Source organism: Pedobacter westerhofensis (assembly GCF_900182595.1).
Taxonomy (GTDB): domain Bacteria; phylum Bacteroidota; class Bacteroidia; order Sphingobacteriales; family Sphingobacteriaceae; genus Pedobacter; species Pedobacter westerhofensis.
The window spans coordinates 91256-117742 of the sequence record NZ_FXTN01000012.1; the positions used below are offsets into that span (position 1 = coordinate 91256).

The following is a 26487-nucleotide window of genomic DNA, read 5'->3' on the forward strand; positions in this document are numbered from 1 at the left end:
GCAGTGTTATCTATAAAATTATAAATGTATGAAGACTGATCTGATAGAAATATTTCAAACCATTAGGGCAGCATTACAGCCCTATGCTGCTCTAGGTTTTAACAACAGGACCAGCAGCGAAGAAAAATACGATCTGTGGTCTGAAAAAAATCTTGAAATTGACGGAGAAAAGCGAACGGAGACATTTTTTGTTTCGGTAAGTATTAACGATGATCATGTAGCGCTGGAACTTCTGCCGGAAGGTTTGCCGCAACATGAAGAAACAATGGTGATCAAAGAACTGGATGAACCTGGCATGGACCTCATTGAAAACAAGGTAGCATCGGGATACAAAATCTTTAAAGAGCAGGAGTGGGTATAAAGGTTGCCGCCTGGCAGGAAAATTTACTGGACAGTTTAATGCTGAAGGGTATAGACGCAGCGCTTTACTATGCCGGCAATGCTTGTTTTATCAGATTCAAAGGTCATGAACAGCTGGTGCTGAACCTGATACCTCTTTTGCCCGGGTTAACGCCCGAAGACCTGAAGCAATTGCAATCTGTTTATCTTACTGAAGGTGTTATGCTGGTACAGCTTTGGGAAGATATCTGGCTGAACCGGCCTTTGCAGGTTCTCAGCAGAATCTCGTCTATGCTGGGCAGGAACAGTACGGTACACGGACGTAAAACCAAAGTGAAATCAGTAACACAGACTGATGCTGATCATTTCTTTGATCATTTTCATCTGCAGGGATCAGCCAGTGCCAGGTACAAATATGCTTTAACGCTGGGAGAGGAGGTTGTGGCCATGGCTTCGTTCAGCGCGAAAAGAAAAATGACAAGAAGGGCCCGGGAGGGATACACATCCGTAGAACTGATCAGGTTTGCCACTATTGATGGTATAACGGTGCAGGGTGGGCTGAGCAAGCTGATCAGGCATTTGGTAAAAACAATAGCCCCAAATGATGTGATGACCTATACTGATATGGACTGGTCGTCTGGAAAAGGTTATGTGAAGCTGGGTTTTGAACTCGCTGACACTTCTGCACCTGCTGAAATCTGGCTGGATACAGCGAACATGACAAGGTATTTTCCGCACCGCCTGCCGGATGAGCTCAGGTCTGCCCTTAGTCTATTAAGCCCTGATGAAGCGGCGGCCTATATGAAATCGAAAAACTATATCCGCATCTTTAATACAGGCAATCTCAAATATATTCTCCCATTATAAGTCCCCATAACATGTCTTCTCATCCTCTGCTCATTATTCTTGGCCCTACGGCTTCCGGTAAAACGAGGCTTGCAGTTGCTGTTGCCGCTGCGCTCAACGGGGAGATCATCAGTGCGGATAGCAGACAGGTTTTCAGGGGGATGGATATCGGTACGGGCAAAGACCTGCAGGAATACGCTGCTGCGGGAAAACAGATACCTTATCATCTGATCAATATCAGGGACGCCGGTGACCAGTATAACGTGAATGCTTTTAAGGATGATTTTTATGAAGCATATGATAAAATCATTCAGCTCGGCAAGCTTCCGGTACTGTGCGGGGGCACAGGGATGTACATCCATAGTGTTTTGCAAAATCATCAGTATACCGCGGTTCCTGTAAATGAGCAGCTGAGGGCAGGCCTTCCGCATCATGATATTGTGGAGCTTAGGCGTATGCTGGCGGCTTATCCGCCGGAGCTAACTGCCCAGGCAGATCTTTCGTCTGCAAAAAGGCTGGTAAGGGCAATAGAAATTGCGGAGTTCCTGCAGTTTAACGCTTTCCGGGAAGAACCGCGCCCGCAATTTGATCCGCTGATCCTGGGCCTGGGCGGAGAGGTGGAGACCCGCCGGGAGCACATCCGCAAAAGGCTGGAAGACAGGTTTAAGGAAGGCCTGATCGAAGAAGTACAAAGCCTTTTACAGCAGGGAGTGCCCGCAGAAACGCTGATTTTCTACGGTATGGAATATAAATTTGTAACCTCTTACCTTCAAAAGGAGCTCAGCATGGAAGATATGAAGGAGAAACTATACATTGCGATACGACAGTTTGCCAAAAGACAGATGACTTTTTTCAGGAAAATGGAAAAGGACGGTATCATGATAAACTGGTTGGATTCTGATCTTGACCAGGGGCTTTTAAGGGAAGAGGTATTGAAATTGCACGCGGAAAAATACCGGTTGTAAAGCCCTGTGGGATAATTGAATAATCGTGATTGCTGTATTCCGGAATCCTCTGGGATTACGCCGGACACGGGCTCTTTTTATTTTTTAGAAATTCTGTACTGTCTGGCTGTACAGCTGTTGTTTCAGGAGATATAAAAAATCTTTTTTTGCTATTGGCATGCTGTTTGTAAATGTGGCCATAACAGACCTGTTCTGGAATTTTATAACAAATTAAACACAGCAATGAAAAAATCTACTAAACTTTTTGCTTCAGCAGTAGCTGCGGTAGCAATCTTCTTCTCAACAAATGTAAGTGCACAAAAAATTGGTATAGGCGCCAACTTAGGTTTGCCTACCGATGATGCTTACAGCTTTGCAGCAGGACTTGATGTACGTATGCAATTTGATGTGACAAAACAATTATCAGTTCCTGTTGCTACAGGTTATACAAACTTTTTTGCAAAAGACAGATCGTATTTTAATGGTAACGCAATTACAGACGTTCCTGATTACGGCTATATTCCTTTGAAAACAGGTTTGAAGTATTTTCTTGATCCGTCTGGATCAGGTGTATATGCGATGGGCGAAGTAGGTGCAGCTTTTGGTGTAACTGATAATGCAAAAACAACTTTCCTTTACGCCCCAACTATTGGTTATTCATGGAGCAATGGTCTTGACCTTGGCCTGAAATATGAAAATGCAGGTAAAGGTGATGCCCTGCGCCTGGTTGACGACAAAAACCGTACAGGACAAATCGCCCTGCGTATTGCCTACGGATTTAAACTTTAATAAAGCATAGGCGTTCCCTTCAGGGGAATGTTGAGAGCAGCTCTGGTCTTGATCAGGGCTGCTTTTTTATGCGCTGCAATGCGACATCTATATGAATTGCAATATTTTCAAAAAGGAAGGTCAATTATGTTGTGCTTTTTTACTTATTTAGAATTAAAATAGTATTTTGAGCAAAAAACGAAATTGATGAAATCCGTATCAGGATGTATCCTGTAAAACTTACAGCTAATTTTATACTGCTGCGGTGATCTTTAAAAATAAATATAATTAAATGAAAAAATATATTGGAATAGTGATTTTGTCGGCCCTGGTTGCCTGTACAAACGCTGCCAAAAAAGAAGATACAACTGCAGACAGTACTGTTGTCAAAGAGACTGGCACTTCCTCCGCTGAGGTGCAGCTGGCCGATCCCAAAATTGCGAATATATACAATGGGTATATCAGCCTGAAAAATACGCTGGTGGCAGGTAATGCCGCTGCTGCACATCAGACGGCTGCGGATTTGTCTAAATCACTTTCTGCCTTTTCAGGTTGTGAAAACACAGCTTTGATCGCTGATAAGATTGCCGGCACAGAAGATATTAAGGTACAGCGCAAGGAATTCACTTCATTGAGTTCTGATGTGATTGCCCTGTTTAAACATGTAGACCTGCAGAAAGGCACGATATACGTGCAGCATTGCCCTATGTCCAATAATGGTGACGGTGGTGACTGGCTTTCTTCAGACAAAACAATCAAAAATCCGTATTACGGAAAAGAGATGCTGGAATGTGGTGGAGTTGTTGAAGAAATTAAACCCAAAAAGTAAGTTAATTTTTTAAGGGTGATAATTAGCGGTTAACAATAATTTAACAGCATTGTTATGATTGTTTATAGGCTATTATCAGTAGAATAGTTATTTTTGTTATTTATAAATTAGAAGATATATGTCAGATATTGCAGAGATTAAGATTGATGGAAAAGTATATGAATTTCCCATTGTAACTGGTACTGAAGGAGAAAAGTCAATTGATATTTCAAAATTACGGGATTTAACAGGCCACATTACGCTGGATTTCGGATATAAGAATACAGGATCTACAAAAAGTGCAATTACCTTTTTAGATGGTGAAAAAGGGATTTTAAAATACAGGGGCTATCCGATTGAAGAACTTGCTGAAAAATCTACTTTTCTTGAAGTTGCATATCTGCTGATTTACGGTGATCTTCCTAAATCGGAGCAGCTTGAAAATTTTCAGGCACAGATTACCAAGCATACGCTGATCCATGAGGATATGAAAAAATTCCTTGACGGATATCCTTCAAAATCGCACCCAATGGCGCAATTGGCCTCGCTGGTTTGCTCACTCTCTACTTTCTATCCTGAATCACTGGATGCAAATTCATCTACAGAAACGATGAACCGTGAGATGATCAAGCTGCTTGCTAAATTCCCGACGATCGTATCTTTTATCTACAAGAAATCTTTAGGTCACCCGCTGATCTATCCAAAAAATAAATATGACTATGTAAGCAATTATCTGAACATGACTTTTGGTCAGCGTACAGAAGAAATTGAAATAGACCCTGTTGTTGTAAAAGCAATGAACACGCTGCTGATCCTTCACGCTGATCATGAGCAGAATTGTTCAGCTTCAACAGTGAGAATGGTGGGATCATCAGACTGTAATATCTATGCTTCAGTATCAGCAGGTATTGCTGCGCTGTGGGGCCCGCTGCATGGTGGTGCCAACCAGGCTGTAATCGAGATGCTTGAGCGTATCAAGGAAGATGGTGGTGATACCGAGAAGTGGATCAATAAGGCAAAAGATAAGAATGACCCTTTCCGTATGATGGGTTTTGGTCACCGCGTTTATAAAAACTTTGATCCGCGTGCAAAGATTATTAAGAAAGCATGTGATGATATCCTGGAGAAATTAGGTATCAATGACCCTGTGCTGGAAATTGCAAAGAAACTTGAAGAAGCAGCTTTAAGCGATCCTTACTTTGTAGAACGTAAGTTATATCCGAATGTAGATTTTTATTCAGGAATTATCTATCGTGCTTTAGGGTTCCCTACAGACATGTTTACAGTGCTGTTTGCACTGGGACGCTTACCGGGATGGATTGCACAGTGGAAAGAAATGCACGAAAATAAAGAGCCAATTGGCCGTCCGCGCCAGATTTATGTTGGCCATACCAACAGGACTTTCGTAGAGGCTGAAAACAGATAATTGTCTTGAGAATGCTGCCTTGACAAGGCAGGTTGAGTGTCTCCTGGCTTCAAAAAAAAATGATACCCTGTATCGATGGACTGCCCCCAAAAAGTTAGACACTTTTTGGGGGCACTGCACCATACAGGGTATCATTTTTTTTTGATATGATCTGTAGCATGATCCAAACACAGCATGACCCATATACAATATGATCGCAAACCTAAGATTCTAATGTCGTTCTAATTCCCTTTCATTAATTTTTTAGTAAATTAGAAGCCAAACAACGCTATATAAATGGATTTTTTACACACTATTCTGGGAGATGATATACAGGCAGGTCTCCTTATTATTCTAAACCTGATCGTAATTGAGAGCTTGCTGTCTGTAGACAATGCAGCTGTATTAGCTACGATGGTAATGGATTTACCTAAAAGCCAGCGGGATAAAGCCCTAAAATATGGAATTATCGGCGCTTATGTATTTCGTGGGATTTGTTTATTCCTGGCGGCATGGCTGGTAAAGATCTGGTGGCTTAAACCACTGGGAGGCCTTTATCTCTTATATCTGGCCTTTGACTATTTCAGGAAAAAGAATGCCAAGGATAATCCTGAGGAAGAAGAAATAGACAAAAGCAAAAGCTGGATTTATAAATCAACAGTAGGTTTGGTAGGCAACTTTTGGGCCACTGTTGCCCTGGTGGAGGTGATGGACCTTGCCTTTTCTATTGACAATGTTTTTGCGGCAGTAGCATTTACTGATCATATCTGGCTGATTTATATCGGGGTATTTATCGGAATCCTGGCGATGAGATTTGTTGCTCAGGCTTTTGTAAAGCTGATGGAGAAATTTACATTTCTTGAAACCGTGGCTTTCATCGTAATAGGGGTGCTGGGCGTAAAACTTACTTCCTCGGTGATCACGCATTTTTATCCTGAGTCGCCCATATCGCAGGCGATAGAAGGGGAAAAAACAGATCTGTTTGTTTCCATATTTACCGTTGCAATTTTTGTGCTTCCGGTGCTGAGCTCTCTGCTTTTCAATTTTCCCAAGAAAAATTTACCTGATCACCCGGTTTCGGATCAGGCGGAAGATGTACTGGATAAATCATAGCGATTTATCCAGTACATCCTATACACTAGAACATAAGGGCCTTCAGATATGCTTTTCCGTATTCGCCCCAATCTTTCATCGCATTATTAATAATTACGAGCAGGCCTTTATTGTCTGTAGGTTTACCCTTTGACGGGGGAATGATCACAGGAGCATCTATTGGTTTATCCGTTACCGTTTTTGCAAACCAGGAGATGTTGTCGTGGGGCAGGGCCACACCCAAAATCATTCCGGGCAGTCCCGTGAAAGATTCAGGCCCGCCGGATACCGGGATCTGATCTGTGTAAAACGCGACTACATAAATAGAATCCATCACGATCGCATTAGCTCTCCTGCACATGTAACCGGCAATTTCACGTGTTTCACTGGTGATCTTCCAGTTGATTGCCCTGATACTGTCCTTAACCAGGAAGTTATCTTCAAATACCGTTTTCCTGGTGGTCTGCTGCTTGGTTTTCAGGTCGGCATAAATGGTATTGATTTGTGTAACATCCGGTCCCGATCCGTAATATGAGCTTGTTGGATTGGCATCTTCGGTTGGTTTAAATAGTGTTTTGTCTTTTGAAAAATACAAAGTGCTTTTCAATATCTTAAACTGGGGATTGGCCTTTTTATATTCTTCAAATATCCGTGCCCCAAATTCATTATCTGATTTGATTTTCTTCTGGATGACCGCATACATGTTTGTGTTGCGCTCAAATTCTATTACCCCCTCAGCGGGGAACCTTGCATTCTGTGCAGCTACAGTGTAACTGATCGCCTGCAACACCAGCAGCATTTTGATTAGTTTTTTCATCATCCTTTTATTTTTTTGCGGTTCCGCCCATTTTGTTAAAATCCCATGAAATTGAGCCCATAAAATATCTTTTTATTGTAGTGTAATTGCTTTGTGTGATCACATTTCCATAAGCAGACCTGTTAAAGCCTACGTTCTGGTTGAGCAGGTCGTTTGCAGTAAGGGATAGTTTTAGTCCGTCAGATTTGAGGAACTTCCTGCTGATGCTGGCGTTCCATATAAAGCGGTGGAAGTTGGTATCAAAGGATTGTGTTTTTGCCCTGTACTCATACTGACCGCTGGTCCCGATTTCAAATTTCCCGGGAAGCATTACATTGACATTGCCTTCTCCTTTACCCCCCCAGCCGTTATCATTGATGGTCTTTTGCAGGGATGATTGATTTGTAGTATAAGTAGGGCCGGCAGTGAAATAGGTATCATATTTTTTCTCCTTAAACTTATAGGCATAAATCTGGGCAGAATAGACGGTAGAGCGGATTTTGTTCAGCTCGTTATTGACATAATTATAAGAGACATTATTGCTTACATTGGCATTCATTCCCACCGTGACGTCTATCGGCTTTATCTTCTGGCCTCCGGAAAAGTAAAGTCCGAAGGAGGTTGCCCTTTTACCGGAAAGGTTGAACGACTGATAGGTGCTTTTACCAGCAGAATCAGTGGTAACATTGCTCACGATCGGATTGGAAGCTGTAGAATAATGGCCAAAGGCCGAAAAACTTGTTCCGCTGATCACTTTGTAGGAGTAATAGTGGCCCTGAACAGAATGTCTGAAAGATGGTTTTAAATCCGGATTACCAAGTATAACATTTAAGGGATCATTATTTACCCTGACAGGCTGAATCTGATCTATCGTGGGCTGCACATTTGTTCCGTCATAATCGATACCGAATTCCCCCTGATTAGAGATCTTGTAACTGTACTTAAGCTGTGGCGACCAGTTGACAAAATCCCGTTTGAATACCGAATTATGATTGAGGTCTTTCTGCCTGAAATTGACACTGGCAATCCTGGTACCGAAATTAAGGGTAGTTTTGGCTTTTTTGAAATTAAATATGGCACCTCCCTGGTTGGAGAGCTGATTGAACTGATAGTTATTACTGAACAAACTATCCAGCGTATTGTACTGCCCATTGCCGGAGGCGTTAAAAGATCTCCTGTCGGCCCTGCTGTTGTTGCTGCCAAAACCGTAATTGATCACCAGCGCCAGATATTTGGCGAGAGGTTCTGTATAGGCAATATTAGCATTGAATGCTGAAGTTTTGACCAGGCTGGTCTTATACTGATCTGTCAGTGTATCGCTTTCAAGCACAGCTTCTGGAGTATAGAATTCACTGGCCGATCTGAGGAAGCCCTTGCTTTCAGTCTGGCTGACAGACTCCCTGAGATCTACCGATAGCGTACGGCGTGGTTTATTCAGTTTCTTTGTCCATAATGCTTTGGCATTAAACACCTTATTATGGACATCATTGGAAACATTCCGCTCCGTTTCATTGAGCAGGATACCATTTCCGCGAACACCGCGGGTATAAAAATCACTTTTTGCCTCACTGTTCTTAAGCATGCCGTCGGCAGAAATTTTCAGGGTGGTATTGGTATCCAGTTTAATGGTGTAGGTTCCATCCAGTTTTTGGCGGAACATATAATTATCAAAATGCTCGTTAGAGCTGCTCACGATTGTACCGGCAGGCAGGTTATTCTGTGTTTCTGTAGAGTTATCACCTTCAACATTAAGGGAGCCAATCTTATAGTTGGCATTGATTGCCTGTTTATCGCTGTTCCATTTTGCGTCATAATGCGTGCCGCCGGTTCTTGCAACAGGAATTCCCTGATTGTTGTACTGCCCATTGAAGCTTGACAGGTCATCACTGCCATCGTTATTGATATAAATATAGCCGTCCCCAACTTCAACATTGTCCGATGAGCCGTATTTGGAATTGTCCTGCCAGCCAAGTCCAATTTTTCCGGTATTGGCAACGGTACCATAGGCAGAGAATTTTTTCTTTCCTTTAAAGGCATTGAACATTCCCTGTGCCTGGTAATAACTGTCTGTGGCGCCTCCGGCATCCAGCTTTCCAAAATATCCGTCTTTTTTGTCGTCCTTTAGTTTAAGGTTGATCGTTTTACTGGTTTTGCCATCATCTACACCGGTAAAAGCAGCCTGATCACTTTTTTTATCAAACAGCTGAACTTTATCTACCATATCGCCACGGATATTTTTGGTGACCAGGGTAGGATCGTCCCCGAAAAACTCTTCTCCGTCTACCAGTACCTTGCTTACTTTTTGCCCTTGTGCGGTAATATTGCCATCCTTATCGATCTGAATGCCTGGCAACTGTTTAAGCAGATCTTCTACTTTGGAATTGGGCTGGATGGTATAGGCAGCAGCATCAAACTCTGTTGTGTCGCCTTTTAACCTGATGGCGGCTGCTTTGCCTTTGATAATTACATCAGCAAGCAACCTAGCCTTAAGTGTAAGCTTGATATTGCCAAAGTCTATGTCTTTCTTGGAGCTGTCGAGCGTAAAGGGTTCCACATAGTCTGCATAACCAGGGTACGTTACCAGCAGGAACAATTTTCCGCGGGGAAGACCGCTGACAGAAAAGGAACCATTTTCGCCGGCACGGGTAAACCTCACCAGGGTAGAGTCCTTGCTGCGCAGCACACTGACAGATGTGTTCAATAATTTTTTATTGCCCAGGGTATCAACCACAGTACCTTTGATTGTATGCGGACTTTGTGCAGAAGCATTAACAGAAAGCAGGAAAAGCAGGAGCAGGGAGAGACAGTTTAGTTTCATACATTGACTTTGGTAAGCCTAATATAAAACTAAATCATTAGTCATAAAAATATTTTACTCTTAAAAAATGTTAAAATATGTTATTTTATAAAACTTAACATAATGTACGACATTATTGCAGGTAGGGTTAATAATGTTTTAACAGTATCAGGTCATGATCAGTATAATGATCTGTCTGATAATTTCTTCGGAAATATAAAAAGTAATGGAGTACATGAGCATAACCGCTATTGTTTTACGTATGGTTACAGCCCTTGAACGCTGGTAGAATAATTTTAACCCTGAATAGAGATACCAGACTATCCCTATAAACACAACAAATTCCATCAGTTGGCTGATATAGGAATCTATACCGAAGATATATTTCTCAATAGGCTTGGTAATGATCGATACGATAAAGTAAGCCGTCATCCCATGAATGGTAAAAACCAGATGGTCGATATAATAGATCCTGTTTTTTCTGAAGTTGATCATGATAAACAGGGCAAGCAGTGGCATCAGCAGAAAATATTGCTTCGGCTGGTATTTCTTCACTTCTTCTTCGATATTTACTTTGTGACCATCTTCTTCACGCTCAGAAGATTTGACAGCATGTTTTTTTGCTCTTTTGTCATACTTCAGTTTCTGTACACGTCTTACCCACCAGGAATCCTGTTGATCTGCCGGCAGTATTTTTTGCCTGGCCAGATAGGTAGCGTAAGAAGTATCCTGCCTGTCGTCAATGATATCCTGATAATCATCTATTCTGTTTTCAAGGTTGTCACTCGGCTTTGCCTGATAGATCTTTTTTAAGCTGTCTACATAATGTACCTGCGATTTAAGATCCAGCGAATTGAACTGTGAGTCTGTATTTAAGTTAACTCTGACCGCATCGCCTAAACCCGGTGATATGGAATTGAGTGTCGTTTTGCTTTTTCTTATGGCTGTAGCAGCACTGTCTTTCTGTGCTGTCGATAGTTCTGCGGGTTTTGTCTTTTCTTTCAGCGAATGGGGAACGATGATAAAATAAACGATAGATACAAAGATGTACAGACTAACCGGATGAATATAACGTGCCCTTTTGCCGGCAAGGTAATCCAGCGTAATTTGCCCCGGTTTACTCAGCAGCGGAACCAGTGTATGAAAAAATTTGGAATCAAAATGAAAATAGTGACCAATGCTATGGCCGATAAAGTGCCAGAAAGGCTCTTTTAATTCCAGATTTGGTTGACCGCAGTGCGTGCAATAGTGTTCCTCAACATGATGCCCGCAATTGAGACAGTTTTTTTCTTTCCGATAATGTCCTGACATAGTTAATTAGTAAAATATCTGATGAATCTTCATGAGTTTATACTCCCGGGCGACACCGAAAGCTCATCCACGCTTCATCAGCTATAAGAGCAATAGATTTCTGCTGAAAGATATTAAATTTCTGATAAAATGTAATCACTATCCCATGGGAAAATGGGACTGATGCCAATAAAAAACTAATTATTATGAATTACATCAAAATTCCGGCTATAGATGCCGAAAGATAAGAGGCAAGTGTACCGCACATCAGCGCTTTAAGTCCCAGTTTGGCCAAATCGGCGCGACGTTCCGGTGCAAGTTCACCAATTCCGCCAATCTGCATGCCCACACTGCTGAAATTTGCAAATCCGCAGATCGCTATACTGATAATCAGGATACCTTTTTCAGTAACAATAGGCACAGCTTTGGTGGTGAGGTTTTTAAAGGCCAGAAATTCATTGACCGTTAGTTTTTGTCCGAGCAGGGTTGCTGCATTGTTTACATCGGCATCAGGGATACCCATAGACCAGGCGAAAGGGTAAAACAATTTACCAAATATCCAGTCGAGCGAAAGGTTAAAATCAGGATTAAACAAGTGCCCGATATGGATAAAAATATAATCTACAAGGGCAATCAGGGCAATAAACCCAATCAGCATAGCAATTACATTCATTGCAATTTTAAACCCTTCACCGGCACCATGAGAGATGGCGTCGATCAGGTTGGTATATTCGCTCTTCACTTCCAGTTTTACTTTGCCCATCGTTTGTGAGACTTCGGTTTCTGGAAAAACAATCTTGGCGATGATCAGTGCACCGGGTGCTGCCATCAGACTTGCCATAATTAGTTTTGGTGCAAGGTTCATTCCTGCCTGTGCGCCCATGTTGGCGTATACAATCAGGATTCCGCCCGCAATACAGGCCAAACTACCGCTCATGGAGGCCAGCAGCTCACTTTTTGTCATCCCTTTCAGATATGGCTTGATCATTACCTGCGCTTCAACCTGTCCTACAAATGCACTGGCTACATTACTTAAGGCTTCGGCACCACTCACACGCATCACAAAATTCATCCCTTTGGCAATCACAGCCACAATTTTTTGCATGATCCCAAAATGGTAGAATATGGCTACCAGTACGCAGACCAGAATAATTGTTGCAGTAACGTTAAAGGCAAAAACAAAACCTTCAGGGGCTGCGTAGGCATGTGGCTGACCATCATAACCGATTACGGCAATGCCGCCGTAGACAAAATCCACACCTTTTTTGGCAAACTGCTCGATTTTCTGCATTCCCTTACCCAAAAACTCAAAGAAATGCTGTACCGGACTTACCCTTAGGATCAGAACGGCGATCAGTACCTGGAGCGTAAGACCACTGGCAACAAGCCTGTAATTTATCTTTTTTCTGTTATTAGAAAACAGATATGCGAGGCCCAATATAAAAAGGATACCAATGATTCCGTGAAAACGCTCCATAAAAATTGATCAGATAAGATTTGTTAGGTGTTGAGGTAATAAAGATGTGTATAAACTTGCAGAAAACTGCTATTGTGATGAATTTCTTTTGTTGAGTTCATCCCTGATCCTGGCTGCTTTTTCATAGGCCTCATCAGTAATGGCCTCCTGTAATTTCTGGTTGAGTTCTTCTACGCTCAGATTGCTGTAACCGGTCCCAGGTATAGAAGTATCGATATCTTCCTGTCCCTGTTCTTTGCTCAGGTTGTCCATGTTTTCAAGAAATACAAAATCGTTTCCTTCAATTACGATGCCTGCTGATGACAGGATAAACTCGTAGGTATAAATAGAAGAATTGAAACGGACGGCCAATGCTATTGCATCAGATGTCCTGGCATCAATTTCCTGTGTTTTTTCACCGTCAGTACAAATCAGCTTGGCAAAAAATACGCCGTCTACCAGGTTATAAATCAGGATTTCCTTGATCTCTATATTATAGGTTTGGGCAAATGTTTTGAAGAGGTCGTGCGTTAATGGCCGGCTTGGAGTCATCTTTTCGATCTCTATAGCGATAGCCTGGGCTTCGAACGCACCGATGATGATCGGTAAGCGTCTTCTGCCATTTACTTCTCCGAGCACCAGCGCATAGGCTCCGGATTGGGTTTGGCTGTAAGACAAGCCAACAATATCTAGTTTTACTTTTTTCATATATTGGAATACCTGGCGGAGAAGGAATCTCCGCCGGATATTTTTAAGCTTGGTGTGCTTTTAATGCCTCAATTAATTTTGGAACTACTTCAAAGGCATCGCCAACAATCCCATAATCCGCAACCTTAAAGAAAGGTGCTTCGGGGTCTTTGTTGATCACTACGATTACTTTTGACGAGCTCACACCAGCAAGATGCTGGATAGCTCCTGATATGCCGATCGCGATATATAAGTTTGGGCTGATGGCAATACCGGTTTGACCTACGTGTTCTGAATGTGGTCTCCAGTCGGCATCAGAAACAGGTTTTGAACAAGCTGTTGCAGCGCCCAGCAGGCCTGCAAGTTCTTCGATCATGCCCCAGTTTTCAGGGCCTTTTAACCCACGTCCTGCTGAAACTACCAGTTCTGCATCAGGAAGGGATACCTTGTCTGTAGCTCTGACGATTTCTTTCACGATCGCTGCCAGGTCTGTAGACTGTACAGCAGGAGAGAAGGCTTCAATTGCCGGGCTAACCGAGTTCTCTTTCACGCCAAATGCATTCGGGTTTAAAGCAATTACCTTGATGTCTGAGGTTAATTCAGTTACAGCAAAGGCTTTTCCTGAAAACGCATTTTTCTTCACCAGGAATTTTCCGCCGTCCAGCTTTGGAAGTTCTATAGCACCATCTACCAGTCCGGCTTTAAGTTTTACGGCGATACGCGGAGCAAGGCCCTTTCCTGAAAAGGAGTTGGACAGCACAATTACATCCGCAGCTTCTTTTTGCGCAGCTTCTGTAACTACGGCAGCATAGGCCTGGTTCACAAAATTCTTTAATTCAGTATTGTTTACGCTCAGTATTTTTTCTGCGCCGTATTTTCCCAATTCCTGAAGTTCGCTTTCGGCAACGTCTCCTATTGCAATAGCGGTTAGGTTTGTTCCTGTTTGAGCGGCAATGGCTTTTGCATAAGAAACCGCTTCAAATACAGATTTCTTAAACTTGCCATCTACTTGTTCTACATATACTAAAACTGACATATTTCTTTCTTCTTTTATATAGTTCCAGCCGGTGCTGATCACCTCTTTAGGGCGGATCATCTGGTTCTCCCGGCTTTTACTGCTGTTTAATTCAATTGGTTTATCAATGTATTTAGATCACTTTTGCTTCTGTGTGCAATAATCCGATCAGGCTTGTTGCATCATCAGCCGGAATTAACTTCACGGCACCGCGCGGGGCAGGGGTCTCAAAGGACACTACCTTTGCTACTTCTGCAATATCTTTGGCTTCAACAACGGTCAGGGGTTTTGTTCTGGCAGACATAATGCCCCTCATATTAGGTATCTTTGGTTCAGCAACGCCTTCGGCACAACTGGCTACAAATTTACCGCTTACAGTTACGATTTCCTTACCGCCTTCGATTTCACGCTCGATAGTGGCTGTGGTACCATCATATTCTAATTTTTTGATGATGGATATAGAAGGGATTTCCAGAAACTCGCCAATCATGGCAGCTACCTGGTTACCATTGTAATCAATCGACTCACGGCCGGTCAGGATGATATCAAAATCAGCAGTCCTGGCGTATTCGGCAATCTGGTATGCTGTAAAATAAGCATCGCGCGGTACGGCATTGATCCTAACTGCATCATCGGCACCAATAGCCAGCGCCTTTCTGATGGTAGGGTCAGTTGCAGCTTCGCCAACGTTCAGAACAGTTACGGTTCCTTTACCGCCTTCACAAAGTTCAATAGCTTTAGACAGGGCGATCTCATCGTAAGGGTTTACAATAAATTGTACGCCTGCGGTATTGAATTGTGTATTATCGTTAGTAAAAGTTATTTTTGTGGTGGTGTCGGGCACGTTACTGATACAAACTAATATTTTCATAATTTATATATTGATTTTTAAAGGTCTGATTGATAATGAATTTTGATTTGCTGTCTGCATGTTATGCTTAAGTCCGGCAATTATTATACAGCTTCTTCAAAATGTCTTTTTGCAAATCTAATTAAAAAAGCAGGGAATTAAAATGCAAAGTACCCGATTAAACAAGTTATTGGCGTTTTTAACCACAGAACCTAATGACCCCTTTATATTATATGCCCTGGCGACCGAATATAACTCGCTTAATGATACGGAACAGGCTTTTCATTATTATTTGAAACTTGTTGAAGAACACCCTTCCTATGTAGGAACATACTATCATTTGGGTAAATTGTACCAGAAACAGGCTGAAACAGAAAAAGCCATAGCCATTTATCAGCTGGGCATGAAGCGCGCGCGGGAAAAAGGCGACGGGCATGCGTTTTCTGAATTGCAGGGTGCCTACAATATGGCTGCCGGACTGGATTATGAAGATGACTAACCTATTGTAATGGCAAACCGTCAGTTATTATTTATCAGGAATGTTTTCCTCTTTACTTTTACAGCATTTGGGGGCGCACAGGCACACATATCCCTTTTGCTGAAATATTTTGTGAAAGACCTGCCGTTTATTTCGGAAGAAGAGCTGCTGGAACTGAATGCTCTGGCACAGATCCTGCCAGGGCCTGCGTCAACACAGACGCTTGTAGGCATAGCGCATAAAGTTGGTGGTTTAAAACTGGCACTGATCACTTTTCTGATCTGGATCATTCCTTCGGCAGCTGTGATGACCTTTGCCGGCATCAGCTTTGCGCAGCTTGATCAGAAGGAAAAGTTTATTGAGATCTTAAAATATATTCAGCCGATTGCCCTTGGCATCGTTGCCTTTGGGGCCTACAATCTGTCGCGCAAGGTGTTGGTTTCACAGACGGCGGTTTTCCTGGCTATTGCCGCTGTAATCGTGACGCTGGTACTCAGAAATGCCTATGTATTCCCACTGGCCATTCTGGTAGGGGGAATGATCTCTTCGGCACTGGAAACGCCAAAGGAGGAAACCGAGATCAGGACCAAACTGTTTGCCAATATCAACCCCAAAAAACTTTCGTATTACCTTGGCGTTTTGCTGGTGATGGCGATGCTGGGGGCGATTATCAACAGGACTTCGCCCTTTAGTTTGCCCATCAGGCTTTTTGAAAACTTTTACAGGAACGGCATCCTGATTTTTGGCGGTGGGCAGGTGCTGGTGCCGCTGATGTTCACGGAGTTTGTGCAGATGAAGCATTATCTTACTTCAAGTGGATTTTTGTCGGGTTTTGCGCTGCAGCAGGCCCTTCCCGGACCAACATTCTCTTTCACCAGCTATCTGGGAACGCTGAGCATGAAGAATTTTGGTTATGGTATTTACGGGCAGATCGTGGGAGGTGTGATCGGTGTAATCGGGATTAATCTGCCCGGGCTGATCCTGGTCTTATTTATCGTTCCTTTTTGGGAAGACCTGAAAAAAATCACCAGGATTAAACATTCACTCTCAGGTATCAGTGCTGTCAGCGTAGGATTTATTATTGCCGCATTTATTTTACTGGCAAAACCTATCGGGTTTGATCTGCTGGAGATCGCGCTGATTGTGCTTACTTTCCTGATCCTGAATTTTACAAAGATCAGTCCCCCGTTTATCGTGCTTGCAGGTATATTGTTAGGTTATTTTATTTAACCTAACAATACAATCATCATGATATTAGAATGGTGCGTCATCATCATTGAAATCATCCATACGCGAAGGTTTGATGATCACGTTGCCGGATGGTTTGTCAAAATCTGCTGAAGGCAGCATTCCTGCACTAGGACTATCCATAGAGAATGAATTTGGTGGCATAAAGTCTTCCTCCAGATCTGTAAATTTCACATACTTACCGATGAACCTTAATGGAACAATACCGGTTTCACCATTCCTGTGCTTGGCGATAATTACCTCACCAACACCGGCCTGCGACCTTCCCTGTTCATCTTCTGTGATACCATAATATTCCGGGCGGTAAAGGAAAAGTACCATATCCGCATCCTGCTCGATGGAACCGGATTCCCTCAAATCGGATAGGAGCGGACGTTTACCGTTTACACCCGGCCTGGATTCTACGGCACGGCTTAACTGCGAGAGTGCGAGTACCGGGATATTGAGCTCTTTGGCTACTGATTTCAGTGCCCTTGAGATACTACCGATTTCCTGCTCACGGTTACCGCCACCGCTTTGGCCTTCACCTTTACCGTGCATCAGCTGCAGGTAATCGATGATGATCATCTGTATGTCGTATTGTGATTTTAATCTTCTGCATTTAGCCCTGAATTCAAAGATGTTCAGCGCCGGTGTATCATCAATCAGCAATGGGGCTTCTGTGAGCGTGCCAATTTTACTGTGGAGCTGCTGCCATTCCCATTCTGCAAGGTTTCCCTTTCTGATCTTCTCCTGCTCAATTTCTGTTTCTCCTGAGATCAAACGATTGACCAGCTGTACTGAAGACATCTCGAGTGAGAAAACCACAACCGGTCTTTTAAAATCTACCGATGCGTTTCTGGCACAGGTTAGGACAAAGGCTGTTTTACCCATCGCCGGACGGGCAGCAATGATCACAAGATCTGAAGGCTGCCAGCCGCCTGTGATCCTGTCCAGGGCGGTAAAGCCGGATGGTACGCCGGTTAAGCCATCAGATTTGGTCCTGAGCTCTTCAAGGGTGGCCAGAGACTGTTTAATAATCTCGTCCATCTTCTGGGTATCCCTGCGAAGGTTATTCTGGGCGATATCAAACAGACCTTTTTCTGCCGTATCCAGCAGGTCAAATATATCTGTGGTATCTTCGTAGGCATTCTGGATGATCTCTGAAGAGATGCGGATCAGCTCGCGCTGAATATATTTCTGGGATATAATCCTGGCATGGTACTCTATATTTGCTGCCGAAGCAACACGGTTGGTGAGATTGGTTACATAATAGGCACCGCCTACCATTTCCAGTGTACCAAGTGTTCTCAGTTCTGAAGTGACGGTTAAAATATCTACCGGCTTAGACTTCTGAAAAAGGAGCGCGATGGCCTCAAAAATCTTTTTATGTGCTTCATCATAAAAAACATCAGGCTTCAGGATATCAATTACGGTAGACAAGGCATCTTTTTCCAGCATCAGTGCACCAAGCACGGCTTGTTCCAGATCCAGCGCCTGCGGCGGAATCTTACCCTGGCCCATGGTTGGCAGTGCCAGTCTGTTTTTTTTGGAAGATGTATAATTTTGTCTCTCCTGACCTTGTGATCCGTTATCCATATTCATATATACAAAAATATGCAAAAATACAGTCCAGTTAAGAATTGTTTTTGAACATTCTATCATTTGCATGATCAATGCTTCAGTTCCCATTATTTCAGCTATTTTTGCACGTAAAATAAAATAAATGGAAAACTTTAGAAGGTCTCCCAGACCTAAAGAAAATAATGAATTCGTTTTTGGTATCCGCGCTGTAATTGAGGCGATTAAGGCGGGGAAAGATATAGAGAGCTTATATATGCAAAGGGGCCTTACAGGTGAGATTATTCCTGAATTAAAAGGCTTATTAAAAGATACAGATATCCCGGTTCACAATGTACCTGTAGAAAAACTAAACAGGATGACTCAGAAAAATCACCAGGGCGTGATTGCTGTGATATCATCCATCACCTTTCAGAAAATTGAAGATATCATCCCGCTGATTTACGAAAAAGGAGAGGTTCCCCTGATCCTGATCCTGGATGGTATCACTGATGTAAGAAATATGGGCGCCATAGCAAGAACTGCGGCCTGCACGGGTGTACATGCGATTGTTGTTCCGGCTAAAAATTCTGCGCAGATCAATGCTGATGCAATCAAAACTTCTGCCGGTGCTTTGTTTACAATCCCGGTTTGCCGCCATCAGAACCTCCACAAAACAGCTTTATACCTGCAGGAATGCGGCCTTCAGATTGTTGCCTGTACAGAAAAAACAAGTGATTTAATCTATGCACCAGATTATACCGCACCTACGGCAATTGTGATGGGAGCAGAGGATGAGGGTATTTCAAATGATATTATGCGGATGGCCAATCATCTGGCAAAGATCCCGATGTTCGGAGAGATTGGTTCCCTGAATGTTTCTGTGTCTACAGGGGTAATCCTGTATGAGGCGATCAGACAACGTACAATCTAAAAATGCGAGTTGCTGTTTAAGGCTTATCAATTAAGCCTTAAACAGCAACTCGCATTTTTAGATGAACTTTATTCCGAAATTGGATTTTACATCTGCTACAATCTGCTTGACGCTCTGTTCTTCTGTTCTGGGACAGATCAGCAGTGTATTATTGGATTCAACTACGATATAATCGTGTAAGCCCTGAAGGATAACCAGTTTATCTTCCGGTACGTTTACCATACAGTTGGAAGAGTTGAACATCATCACCTGCTCTGAAGGCATAACGGCATTGCCCACATAATCTTTATCGGCCATGTCATACACGGAAGCCCAGGTGCCAAGATCAGACCAGCCGAAATCAGTTGGGAGCACATAAACATTATCGGCTTTTTCCATAATTCCCAAATCAATGGAGATATTGGTGCACTGTGTATAAGCGTTGGCGATGAAATCTTTCTCATCGGATGTATTGTAAGAAGAGGCGCCCAGGTGGAAGATATCATACATTTCAGGCAGATGGGTACTGAATGCATCGCTTATCGCATTGACAGACCAAATAAAGATCCCTGCATTCCAGAGAAAGTCACCACTCTGTACAAATGACTTGGCCAGATCCAGATTAGGCTTTTCTGTGATCAGTTTCACTTTATGTATACGGTCGTCACCAGGAAGCGTATTGTCCATAAACTGAATGTATCCGTAACTGGTGTCCGGACGGCTTGGCTTAATCCCGAGGGTAATAAGACAGTCGTTTTCCCGGGCAGCAACTATTGCTTCTTCTACAGAAGCGATAAAACTGTCGAGATTGGCTATTGTATGATCGGAGGGTGCTACAATAATTGTGGCATTGGGGTTGATCTCCGCAATTTTCATCGAACCATATGCAATGCATGGTGCCGTATTGCGCATGATCGGTTCGGCCAGGATCTGATTTTCAGAAAGGCCGGGCAACTGCTTTCTGACAAGATCAGTATAGATCTCATTGGTCACTACAAATATATTTTCCGGGGGACAGATCTTTAAAAATCTGTCGTACGTACTTTGGATCAGTGTTTTTCCGACACCAAAAAAATCAATGAACTGCTTAGGGTGTTCTATTCTGCTTACGGGCCAGAAACGGCTTCCAACGCCGCCTGCCATAATTAAGACAAAATTATCTTTGTTCATAATGGGGTTAGACATAATTATATTAAACCTTCATGTAAAAGGTCGTGCAAATGTACAATACCAAAGTAATTTTCAGCATCTGTAACTAATAATTGGGTAATATTATATTCACGGATCAGCTCAAAAGCAGTAACAGCTAGGGTATCTTTGTCTATTTTTTTAGGATTGTTGTTCATAATGTCACTCGCTGTGAGATCAGTCAGGCTCGTATATTTTTCCAGCATCCTTCTGATATCGCCGTCGGTAATGATACCTTTTACCTGATGATTTTCATCAACAACAACCACGGCGCCCAAACGGTTTTTACTAATTGCAATAATCACGTCTTTTACTGAGGCATCCCCGGAAACGCTGGGTTTGGCATTGCGTTCTGCCAGTTCAGATACTTTGAGGTAAAGCTTTTTGCCCAGCGAGCCGCCGGGATGAAAACGTGCAAAATCGTCGGCATTGAAATCGCGTGCCATCAGCAGACTTACTGCAAGCGCATCGCCCATGGCAAGCTGTGCTGTAGTGCTTGTGGTTGGAGCCAGATTATTGGGGCAGGCCTCTTTGTCGATGGATGTATTGAGGATCAGATCGGCATGTTTTGCCAGTTCAGATTCCATCTGCCCAACCATACCGATCAGGAGGTTCCCGGCATGCTTCAGCAGGGGAGTGAGCACCTTAATTTCGGGTGTGTTCCCGCTCTTGGAGATGCAGATAATGATGTCGTTTTTCTGGATCATTCCCAGGTCTCCGTGCACTGCGTCTGAGGCGTGCATATAGCTTGCAGGTGTGCCCGTAGAATTAAAAGTAGCCACAATTTTTTGAGCAATTATAGCGCTTTTACCAATTCCTGTGACAATCACGCGCCCTTTTCCGGCAAGAATCTGCTCCACGATGGACACGAAATCATCATTTATGTATGGAATTAGCCCAAGAATGGCCTGGGCCTCGGCGTGTAAAGTGTTGATCCCCGCCTCAATAATCGATTTTTTACTTTTCAAAGAGAAATTATTAGTATATTGATGCTTTAATTGACGCAAAATTATGTTATTTTGAATCAAAAATAGCACTGAATATTTTATACACAAAATGGACGTGAAAAAGTCGTTGTTTGACAACTTGCAAACCTTCTTTGGTTTCGACAACTTTAAAGGCGATCAGGAATCAATTATTACTAATGTTCTTGAGCGCAAAAACACCTTCGTGATTATGCCCACAGGTGGAGGTAAATCTATCTGTTATCAATTACCGGCACTCATGTCTGAGGGTACTGCCATCGTGATATCGCCGCTGATTGCGCTGATGAAAAATCAGGTGGACCAGCTCAGGGCATTTGGCGGTAGTGACAGCATAGCACATTTTCTGAATTCTTCTCTGAACAAATCAGAAATTACACAGGTAAAAAATGACCTTCTGAGTGGACAGACTAAGTTATTATATGTGGCACCAGAATCTTTGTCCAAAGCGGATAATATTGAATTCCTTAAGCTCATTACTATTTCTTTTGTTGCGGTTGATGAAGCCCATTGTATTTCGGAATGGGGACATGATTTTCGCCCGGAGTACCGGCGGATCAGACAGGTGATCAGTGGCCTTGGCCCTGATATTCCAATTATTGCCTTAACGGCAACAGCTACACCTAAAGTACAGCAGGACATTATCAAGAACCTGCAGATGAATGATGCCACACTGTTCAAATCTTCATTTAACAGGCCAAACCTGTTTTATGAGATCCGCCCCAAGAGGGACGTGCTCAAAGAAATTATCCGGTATATCAAATACAATACAGGCAAATCAGGTATCATTTACTGCCTCAGCCGCAAAAAGGTTGAGGAGGTAGCAGAAGCATTGAACCTGAACGGGATCAAAGCCCTTCCTTACCACGCCGGGCTTGAACCGAAGGTGCGTGCTGACACCCAGGATAAATTCCTGATGGAAGATGCTGAAGTCATCGTTGCAACTATCGCTTTTGGTATGGGGATCGATAAACCTGATGTGCGTTTTGTGATCCACCATGATATTCCCAAAAGTATGGAGGGCTACTATCAGGAAACAGGCAGGGCCGGGCGTGATGGCGGTGAAGGGGTATGTATTGCATTTTATGCGCAAAAGGATGTAGATAAGCTGGCGAAATTCATGAAGGATAAACCTGTGGCCGAACGTGAGATCGGTACGCAGATCCTCAAGGAAGTGATCGATTATGCCGAATCCGGCGTATGCCGCAGAAAGCAGATCCTGCATTATTTTGGTGAGAACTTTAATGAAGCCGGCTGTAACTGCATGTGTGATAACTGCAAGAAGCCCAAACAGCTTTTTGAGGCCGAAGAGCACCTGAAAACTTTACTGCTGATGATCAGGGATATCGGAGAGAAGTTTGATGATGCCCATATCCTGAATGTACTCATGGGTTCGGAAACCGCACAGACTATTGCCTACGAACACAGCAAACTGCCTGAATTTGGCTTAGGCAAGGTAGAAGGTGAAAACCTTTGGAAATCACTGGTAAGGCAGGCCGTGCTCAATAATTTTCTCTCCAAGGATATCGATAACTATGGTTTGCTTAGGCTCACCAATTCTGGTGCAGACTTTATTGCAAATCCCTATGCACTGAAATTCATTCTGAATGAGCCTATCGACAGCGCCTCTGATGATGATGAAGATGATGTGAAACATGGCAGCGGAACTTTAGACACGCAGCTGCTTCAATTGCTGAAAGATCTGCGTAAAAAGATCGCCAAGCAAAAGAATGTCCCTCCCTTTGTGGTATTCCAGGATCCTTCCCTCGAAGAGATGTGTACGCATTATCCGATTGCTATGGATGAGCTGAAACAGATCTCTGGTGTTGGAAATGGTAAAGCGCTTAAATTTGGTACGCCATTTCTGGAGCTGATTAAAAAATATGTGGCTGATAATGATATTGAAAGGCCGATTGACCTGATCATTAAAACACAGGCCAATAAATCGCAGCTGAAAGTGTCTATCATTCAGAATGTAGACAGGCAGATCGGACTGGAAGATATTGCCAAGTCCAAGGGGATCACTTATTTTGAGATCCTGAAGGAAATCGAGGCAATTGTGAATTCAGGCACGAAACTTAACCTGAACTATTTTGTAGATGAAATCATGGATGACGACCGGCAGGACGAAGTATTTGATTACTTCCGCTCGGCAGAGAACGACTCTATCGACGAGGCACTGAAGGATTTGGGCGAAACGGACTACACCCGTGAAGAAATACAATTAATGCGTATCAAGTTCATGTCTGAACTTGGAAACTAAAGCTAAGAATGATTAATTTCGAATTAGAAAAACTAAAATATACAACATCCGGAAATTTCTTTTTAATGGCTGGCCCCTGTGCAATTGAAGGGGAGGAGATTGCCTTAAGAATTGCGGAAAAACTCGTAACTATTACCAATAAACTTGAAATCCCTTTTATCTTTAAAGGTTCTTACCGAAAAGCCAACCGTTCTAAAGGGGACAGCTTTACGGGTATTGGTGATGAAAAGGCATTGAAAATCCTGGAGAAAGTTGGGAACACATTTGGTGTGCCTACCGTAACAGATATCCATGAAAGTGACGAAGCCGCGATGGCTGCAGCATATGTGGATGTTTTACAGATTCCCGCGTTTTTATGCCGTCAAACCGATTTGCTGATTGCAGCTGCAAAAACGGGAAAAGTAGTGAACGTTAAAAAAGGACAGTTTCTGTCTGCAGGTTCAATGAAGTTTGCTGTAGAAAAGATCTATGATTCAGGCAATAAGAAGGTAATTCTTACCGACAGAGGCAATACTTTTGGATATCAGGATTTGATTGTGGATTACAGGGGCTTACCCGAAATGCAGGGTTTTGGCGTACCTGTGGTGATGGATGTGACGCATTCATTACAGCAACCTAACCAGAGTTCAGGAGTAACGGGCGGAAAACCACAGCTGATAGAAACGATCGCCAAAGCTGCAATTGCTGTTGGGGCTGATGGCTTGTTTATCGAAACACATCCCGATCCTGCAAATGCAAAGTCTGATGGTGCGAACATGCTGCAGATTGACCTGCTGGAGGATTTAATGGTAAAACTACTGAGAATCAGACAAGCGATAATTTAACTTTCCCAGTTCCCTGGCATATTTCTGGCAACAGCGCCTCCCTCTAAATTTTTGTGATGAGGAAGGAGGTCCTGCGGTTTTTCTGACGGCCTTCTGCAGTATCATTTTTAGCTATCGGTACTGTAGCTCCGAATCCTTTAAAGCTTAAACGGTCGGCTTCGATCTTATTGTTTATGAGGTAATCGTATACTGCTTCTGCACGCTGAAGAGATAATTTCTGGTTATCTGCGGCATTTCCGACATTGTCAGTATGTCCCTGAATCTCTATACCTATTGTTTGATTTGCCTGCAGCAGTTCCAGCAAGCTGGTCAGTTCTGTGACCGAAGCTGTCAGCAACTCGTATTTATTGGTATCAAAAAAAATGTTTTTTAGGATTACATTTCCGCCAGGTTTGAGTTTATCCAGAAAGATCTCCAGTACATAGGGGCGACCGGCCGCAGTGGTAGTCAGTTCAAAATTATCAGAATAAAACAGGTATCCATCTGAAATTGCATTGAATGCATAGGAACTGCCTAAAGGCATTACTGCCAGAAATTCTCCGTTATCTTTGGATGTAAAATCATTGAACTTCATTTCCTTTGTCTTCAGATTCACTACCTGCACTTTTGCCTCCAGGAAATTCTTTGTCTCTTTATCCCTGACAATTCCTTTTACATAGGTGATTGGAAGCGGTTTGGCTGCTGTGGGAAGATCAAACCGGTAGATGTCCATATCGCCAAATCCATCTTTCAGGACGGACGAAAACATCCCTGTGCTGCCGTCGGGAGTGACGATCAAACCGGTTTCTTCGCTAAAAGTATTGATAGGATACCCGATATTCACGGGCTTTCCCCAGCTGCCATTTTCCTGCGCCCTTGAATAGTAAATATCCATATTGCCCAGTCCGGGCCATCCGTTTGAAGAAAAATAAAGCGTCCTGCCGTCAGGATGGACGAAAGGGGTCATTTCATCGAACGCCGTATTGATCTCAGGGCCCAGATTCACCGGCTTGCTCCATTCGCCTTCAGCGTTTAGCATCGTTTTCCAGATATCATATCCGCCGAGGCCGCCCGGACGGTTGCTTACAAAATAGAGTGTGCTGCCATCTGGTGTAACAGCCGGCTGCGAATCCCAGGCAGCAGAATTCACGGCTGCACCAAGGTTGAAAGGTTTGTCCCAGTCTTTACCGTTTTTATGGCTCACATAGAGATCACAGCTTCCTAATCCATCTTCACGATTGCATCCTGTGAAGAACAGGTACATTCCATCCGGTGAAATAGATTGGGCACCTTCATTCAGTGCCGTATTGATACTCGTACTGAGTGGGGCGGCAGCTGTCCATTTCCTGTCTGCAGACTGATGGGACACATAGAAATCTTCATTCCCATCTACCGTGCGGCTGAAGATTAAACTTGATCCGTCGGCCGTTAGTGCAGGGAAATATTCCCTGTCTTTTGTATTGACCGCATTGCCAAGGTTTAGCGGCTGATATTTTTCCGGGTTTTTGATGGCGAGTACTGAAAAATCACAGTCCCTGATATACTTGTCAGTCCTGATCAGCAGGTCCTGATCCTTGCCTTTATAGTTGTTTTTAAAAGTCCTGAAATCTTTTCCGGCATTTTCATAATCACCGCTTTTCAGTTCAACATCGCCCAGCGAATAATACACCCGGGCGTCTGTTCCGGTACCGGATAATGCGATAGCTTTATGATAACTTGATTTCGCTTGCTCAAAATCTTTTTTCAACCTGTAAACATCGCCTAACTGAACAAAGGCCAGTTGAAATGCAGGGTCTGCCGCTGTTGCTTCAGCGAGAGATTTTATGGCAGCATCATATTCACGGTTCTGCAGGGATTTTTGTGCAGAGTCAAAATTTTGCTGTGCTTTTTTTACTGCAGATTCCTGCGCAGCCGCAAATGCTGCAAATAGGAGCATGAGGCAGCAGATGAGTAGCGTACGTTTTTCCATGATGAGGCTG

Annotated in this window: 23 protein-coding genes; 12 read left to right on the forward strand and 11 right to left on the reverse strand. The window is 43.2% G+C overall.

Going from position 1 to position 26487, the window contains the following annotated elements; all coding sequences use genetic code 11:
• Positions 1–28 precede the first annotated feature (28 nt).
• From FN831_RS21625 to FN831_RS21655, 7 genes are all read left to right on the forward strand, one after another.
• Complete coding sequence (locus FN831_RS21625) at positions 29–361, forward strand: hypothetical protein (protein WP_142530292.1); 333 nt, start codon at positions 29–31, stop codon at positions 359–361.
• On the forward strand, positions 352–1206 hold the full coding sequence (locus tag FN831_RS21630) for a hypothetical protein (protein ID WP_142530293.1): 855 nt from the start codon (positions 352–354) through the stop codon (positions 1204–1206). Before FN831_RS21625 ends, FN831_RS21630 begins: the two co-directional genes overlap by 10 nt.
• 11 nt (positions 1207–1217) lie before the next feature.
• Positions 1218–2150, forward strand: coding sequence for a tRNA (adenosine(37)-N6)-dimethylallyltransferase MiaA (gene miaA, locus FN831_RS21635; protein WP_142530294.1), 933 nt, complete (start codon positions 1218–1220; stop codon positions 2148–2150).
• A gap of 222 nt (positions 2151–2372) precedes the next feature.
• Entirely contained in the window at positions 2373–2918 is a 546-nt protein-coding gene (locus FN831_RS21640) for a hypothetical protein (protein WP_142530295.1), read from the forward strand.
• Between the two features lie 271 nt (positions 2919–3189).
• Positions 3190–3726, forward strand: coding sequence for a DUF3347 domain-containing protein (locus FN831_RS21645; RefSeq protein WP_142530296.1), 537 nt, complete (start codon positions 3190–3192; stop codon positions 3724–3726).
• A 118-nt stretch (positions 3727–3844) separates the two neighbouring features.
• Positions 3845–5131: a citrate synthase gene (locus FN831_RS21650; RefSeq protein WP_142530297.1), complete on the forward strand. Its 1287-nt coding sequence runs from the start codon at positions 3845–3847 to the stop codon at positions 5129–5131.
• A 276-nt stretch (positions 5132–5407) separates the two neighbouring features.
• Positions 5408–6223: a TerC family protein gene (locus FN831_RS21655; RefSeq protein WP_142530298.1), complete on the forward strand. Its 816-nt coding sequence runs from the start codon at positions 5408–5410 to the stop codon at positions 6221–6223.
• Positions 6224–6248: 25 nt separating this feature from the next.
• Here the strand turns inward: FN831_RS21655 and FN831_RS21660 are convergent, their stop codons facing one another.
• The 7 genes from FN831_RS21660 to FN831_RS21690 form a co-directional block, all read right to left on the reverse strand.
• Positions 6249–7022: a GLPGLI family protein gene (locus tag FN831_RS21660; RefSeq protein ID WP_246101679.1), complete on the reverse strand. Its 774-nt coding sequence runs from the start codon at positions 7020–7022 to the stop codon at positions 6249–6251.
• A 4-nt stretch (positions 7023–7026) separates the two neighbouring features.
• Positions 7027–9816, reverse strand: coding sequence for a TonB-dependent receptor (locus FN831_RS21665; RefSeq protein ID WP_142530299.1), 2790 nt, complete (start codon positions 9814–9816; stop codon positions 7027–7029).
• A gap of 147 nt (positions 9817–9963) precedes the next feature.
• A complete protein-coding gene (locus FN831_RS21670; protein ID WP_142530300.1) occupies positions 9964–11106 on the reverse strand; it encodes a DUF3667 domain-containing protein in 1143 nt (380 codons plus the stop codon).
• Positions 11107–11296: 190 nt separating this feature from the next.
• Positions 11297–12562 carry a NupC/NupG family nucleoside CNT transporter gene (locus FN831_RS21675; protein ID WP_142530301.1) on the reverse strand — a complete coding sequence of 422 codons (1266 nt, stop codon included), beginning with the start codon at positions 12560–12562 and terminating at the stop codon, positions 11297–11299.
• A gap of 69 nt (positions 12563–12631) precedes the next feature.
• Positions 12632–13249, reverse strand: coding sequence for a bifunctional nuclease family protein (locus FN831_RS21680; protein ID WP_142530302.1), 618 nt, complete (start codon positions 13247–13249; stop codon positions 12632–12634).
• Positions 13250–13292: 43 nt separating this feature from the next.
• Positions 13293–14264 carry an electron transfer flavoprotein subunit alpha/FixB family protein gene (locus tag FN831_RS21685; RefSeq protein ID WP_142530428.1) on the reverse strand — a complete coding sequence of 324 codons (972 nt, stop codon included), beginning with the start codon at positions 14262–14264 and terminating at the stop codon, positions 13293–13295.
• A 112-nt stretch (positions 14265–14376) separates the two neighbouring features.
• Positions 14377–15114, reverse strand: a complete 738-nt coding sequence (locus FN831_RS21690) for an electron transfer flavoprotein subunit beta/FixA family protein (RefSeq protein ID WP_142530303.1) — start codon at positions 15112–15114, stop codon at positions 14377–14379.
• 142 nt (positions 15115–15256) lie between these two features.
• Here FN831_RS21690 and FN831_RS21695 point away from each other — a divergent pair, with 142 nt between their 5' ends.
• Both FN831_RS21695 and chrA read left to right on the forward strand, forming a co-directional pair.
• Complete coding sequence (locus tag FN831_RS21695; RefSeq protein WP_142530304.1) at positions 15257–15592, forward strand: tetratricopeptide repeat protein; 336 nt, start codon at positions 15257–15259, stop codon at positions 15590–15592.
• Between the two features lie 9 nt (positions 15593–15601).
• Entirely contained in the window at positions 15602–16801 is a 1200-nt protein-coding gene (gene chrA / locus FN831_RS21700) for a chromate efflux transporter (protein ID WP_142530305.1), read from the forward strand.
• Between the two features lie 24 nt (positions 16802–16825).
• Here the strand turns inward: chrA and dnaB are convergent, their stop codons facing one another.
• Positions 16826–18397, reverse strand: a complete 1572-nt coding sequence (dnaB, locus tag FN831_RS21705) for a replicative DNA helicase (protein WP_142530429.1) — start codon at positions 18395–18397, stop codon at positions 16826–16828.
• Between the two features lie 127 nt (positions 18398–18524).
• Here dnaB and rlmB point away from each other — a divergent pair, with 127 nt between their 5' ends.
• On the forward strand, positions 18525–19292 hold the full coding sequence (rlmB, locus tag FN831_RS21710) for a 23S rRNA (guanosine(2251)-2'-O)-methyltransferase RlmB (protein WP_142530306.1): 768 nt from the start codon (positions 18525–18527) through the stop codon (positions 19290–19292).
• Positions 19293–19349: 57 nt separating this feature from the next.
• On the opposite strand, the gene FN831_RS21715 is transcribed toward rlmB, so the two are convergent.
• Together FN831_RS21715 and FN831_RS21720 are read right to left on the reverse strand one after the other, a co-directional pair.
• Positions 19350–20441 carry a mannose-1-phosphate guanylyltransferase gene (locus FN831_RS21715; RefSeq protein ID WP_142530307.1) on the reverse strand — a complete coding sequence of 364 codons (1092 nt, stop codon included), beginning with the start codon at positions 20439–20441 and terminating at the stop codon, positions 19350–19352.
• 17 nt (positions 20442–20458) lie between these two features.
• Positions 20459–21427, reverse strand: coding sequence for a KpsF/GutQ family sugar-phosphate isomerase (locus tag FN831_RS21720; protein ID WP_142530308.1), 969 nt, complete (start codon positions 21425–21427; stop codon positions 20459–20461).
• 88 nt (positions 21428–21515) lie between these two features.
• Here FN831_RS21720 and recQ point away from each other — a divergent pair, with 88 nt between their 5' ends.
• A complete protein-coding gene (recQ, locus tag FN831_RS21725) occupies positions 21516–23705 on the forward strand; it encodes a DNA helicase RecQ (RefSeq protein WP_142530309.1) in 2190 nt (729 codons plus the stop codon).
• 8 nt (positions 23706–23713) lie between these two features.
• Positions 23714–24529 (forward strand): 3-deoxy-8-phosphooctulonate synthase, encoded by an 816-nt coding sequence (gene kdsA, locus FN831_RS21730; RefSeq protein ID WP_142530310.1) that lies wholly within the window; start codon positions 23714–23716, stop codon positions 24527–24529.
• Between the two features lie 43 nt (positions 24530–24572).
• Here kdsA and FN831_RS21735 read toward each other — a convergent pair whose 3' ends face one another.
• Positions 24573–26477 (reverse strand): OmpA family protein, encoded by a 1905-nt coding sequence (locus FN831_RS21735; RefSeq protein ID WP_142530311.1) that lies wholly within the window; start codon positions 26475–26477, stop codon positions 24573–24575.
• Positions 26478–26487 lie beyond the last annotated feature (10 nt).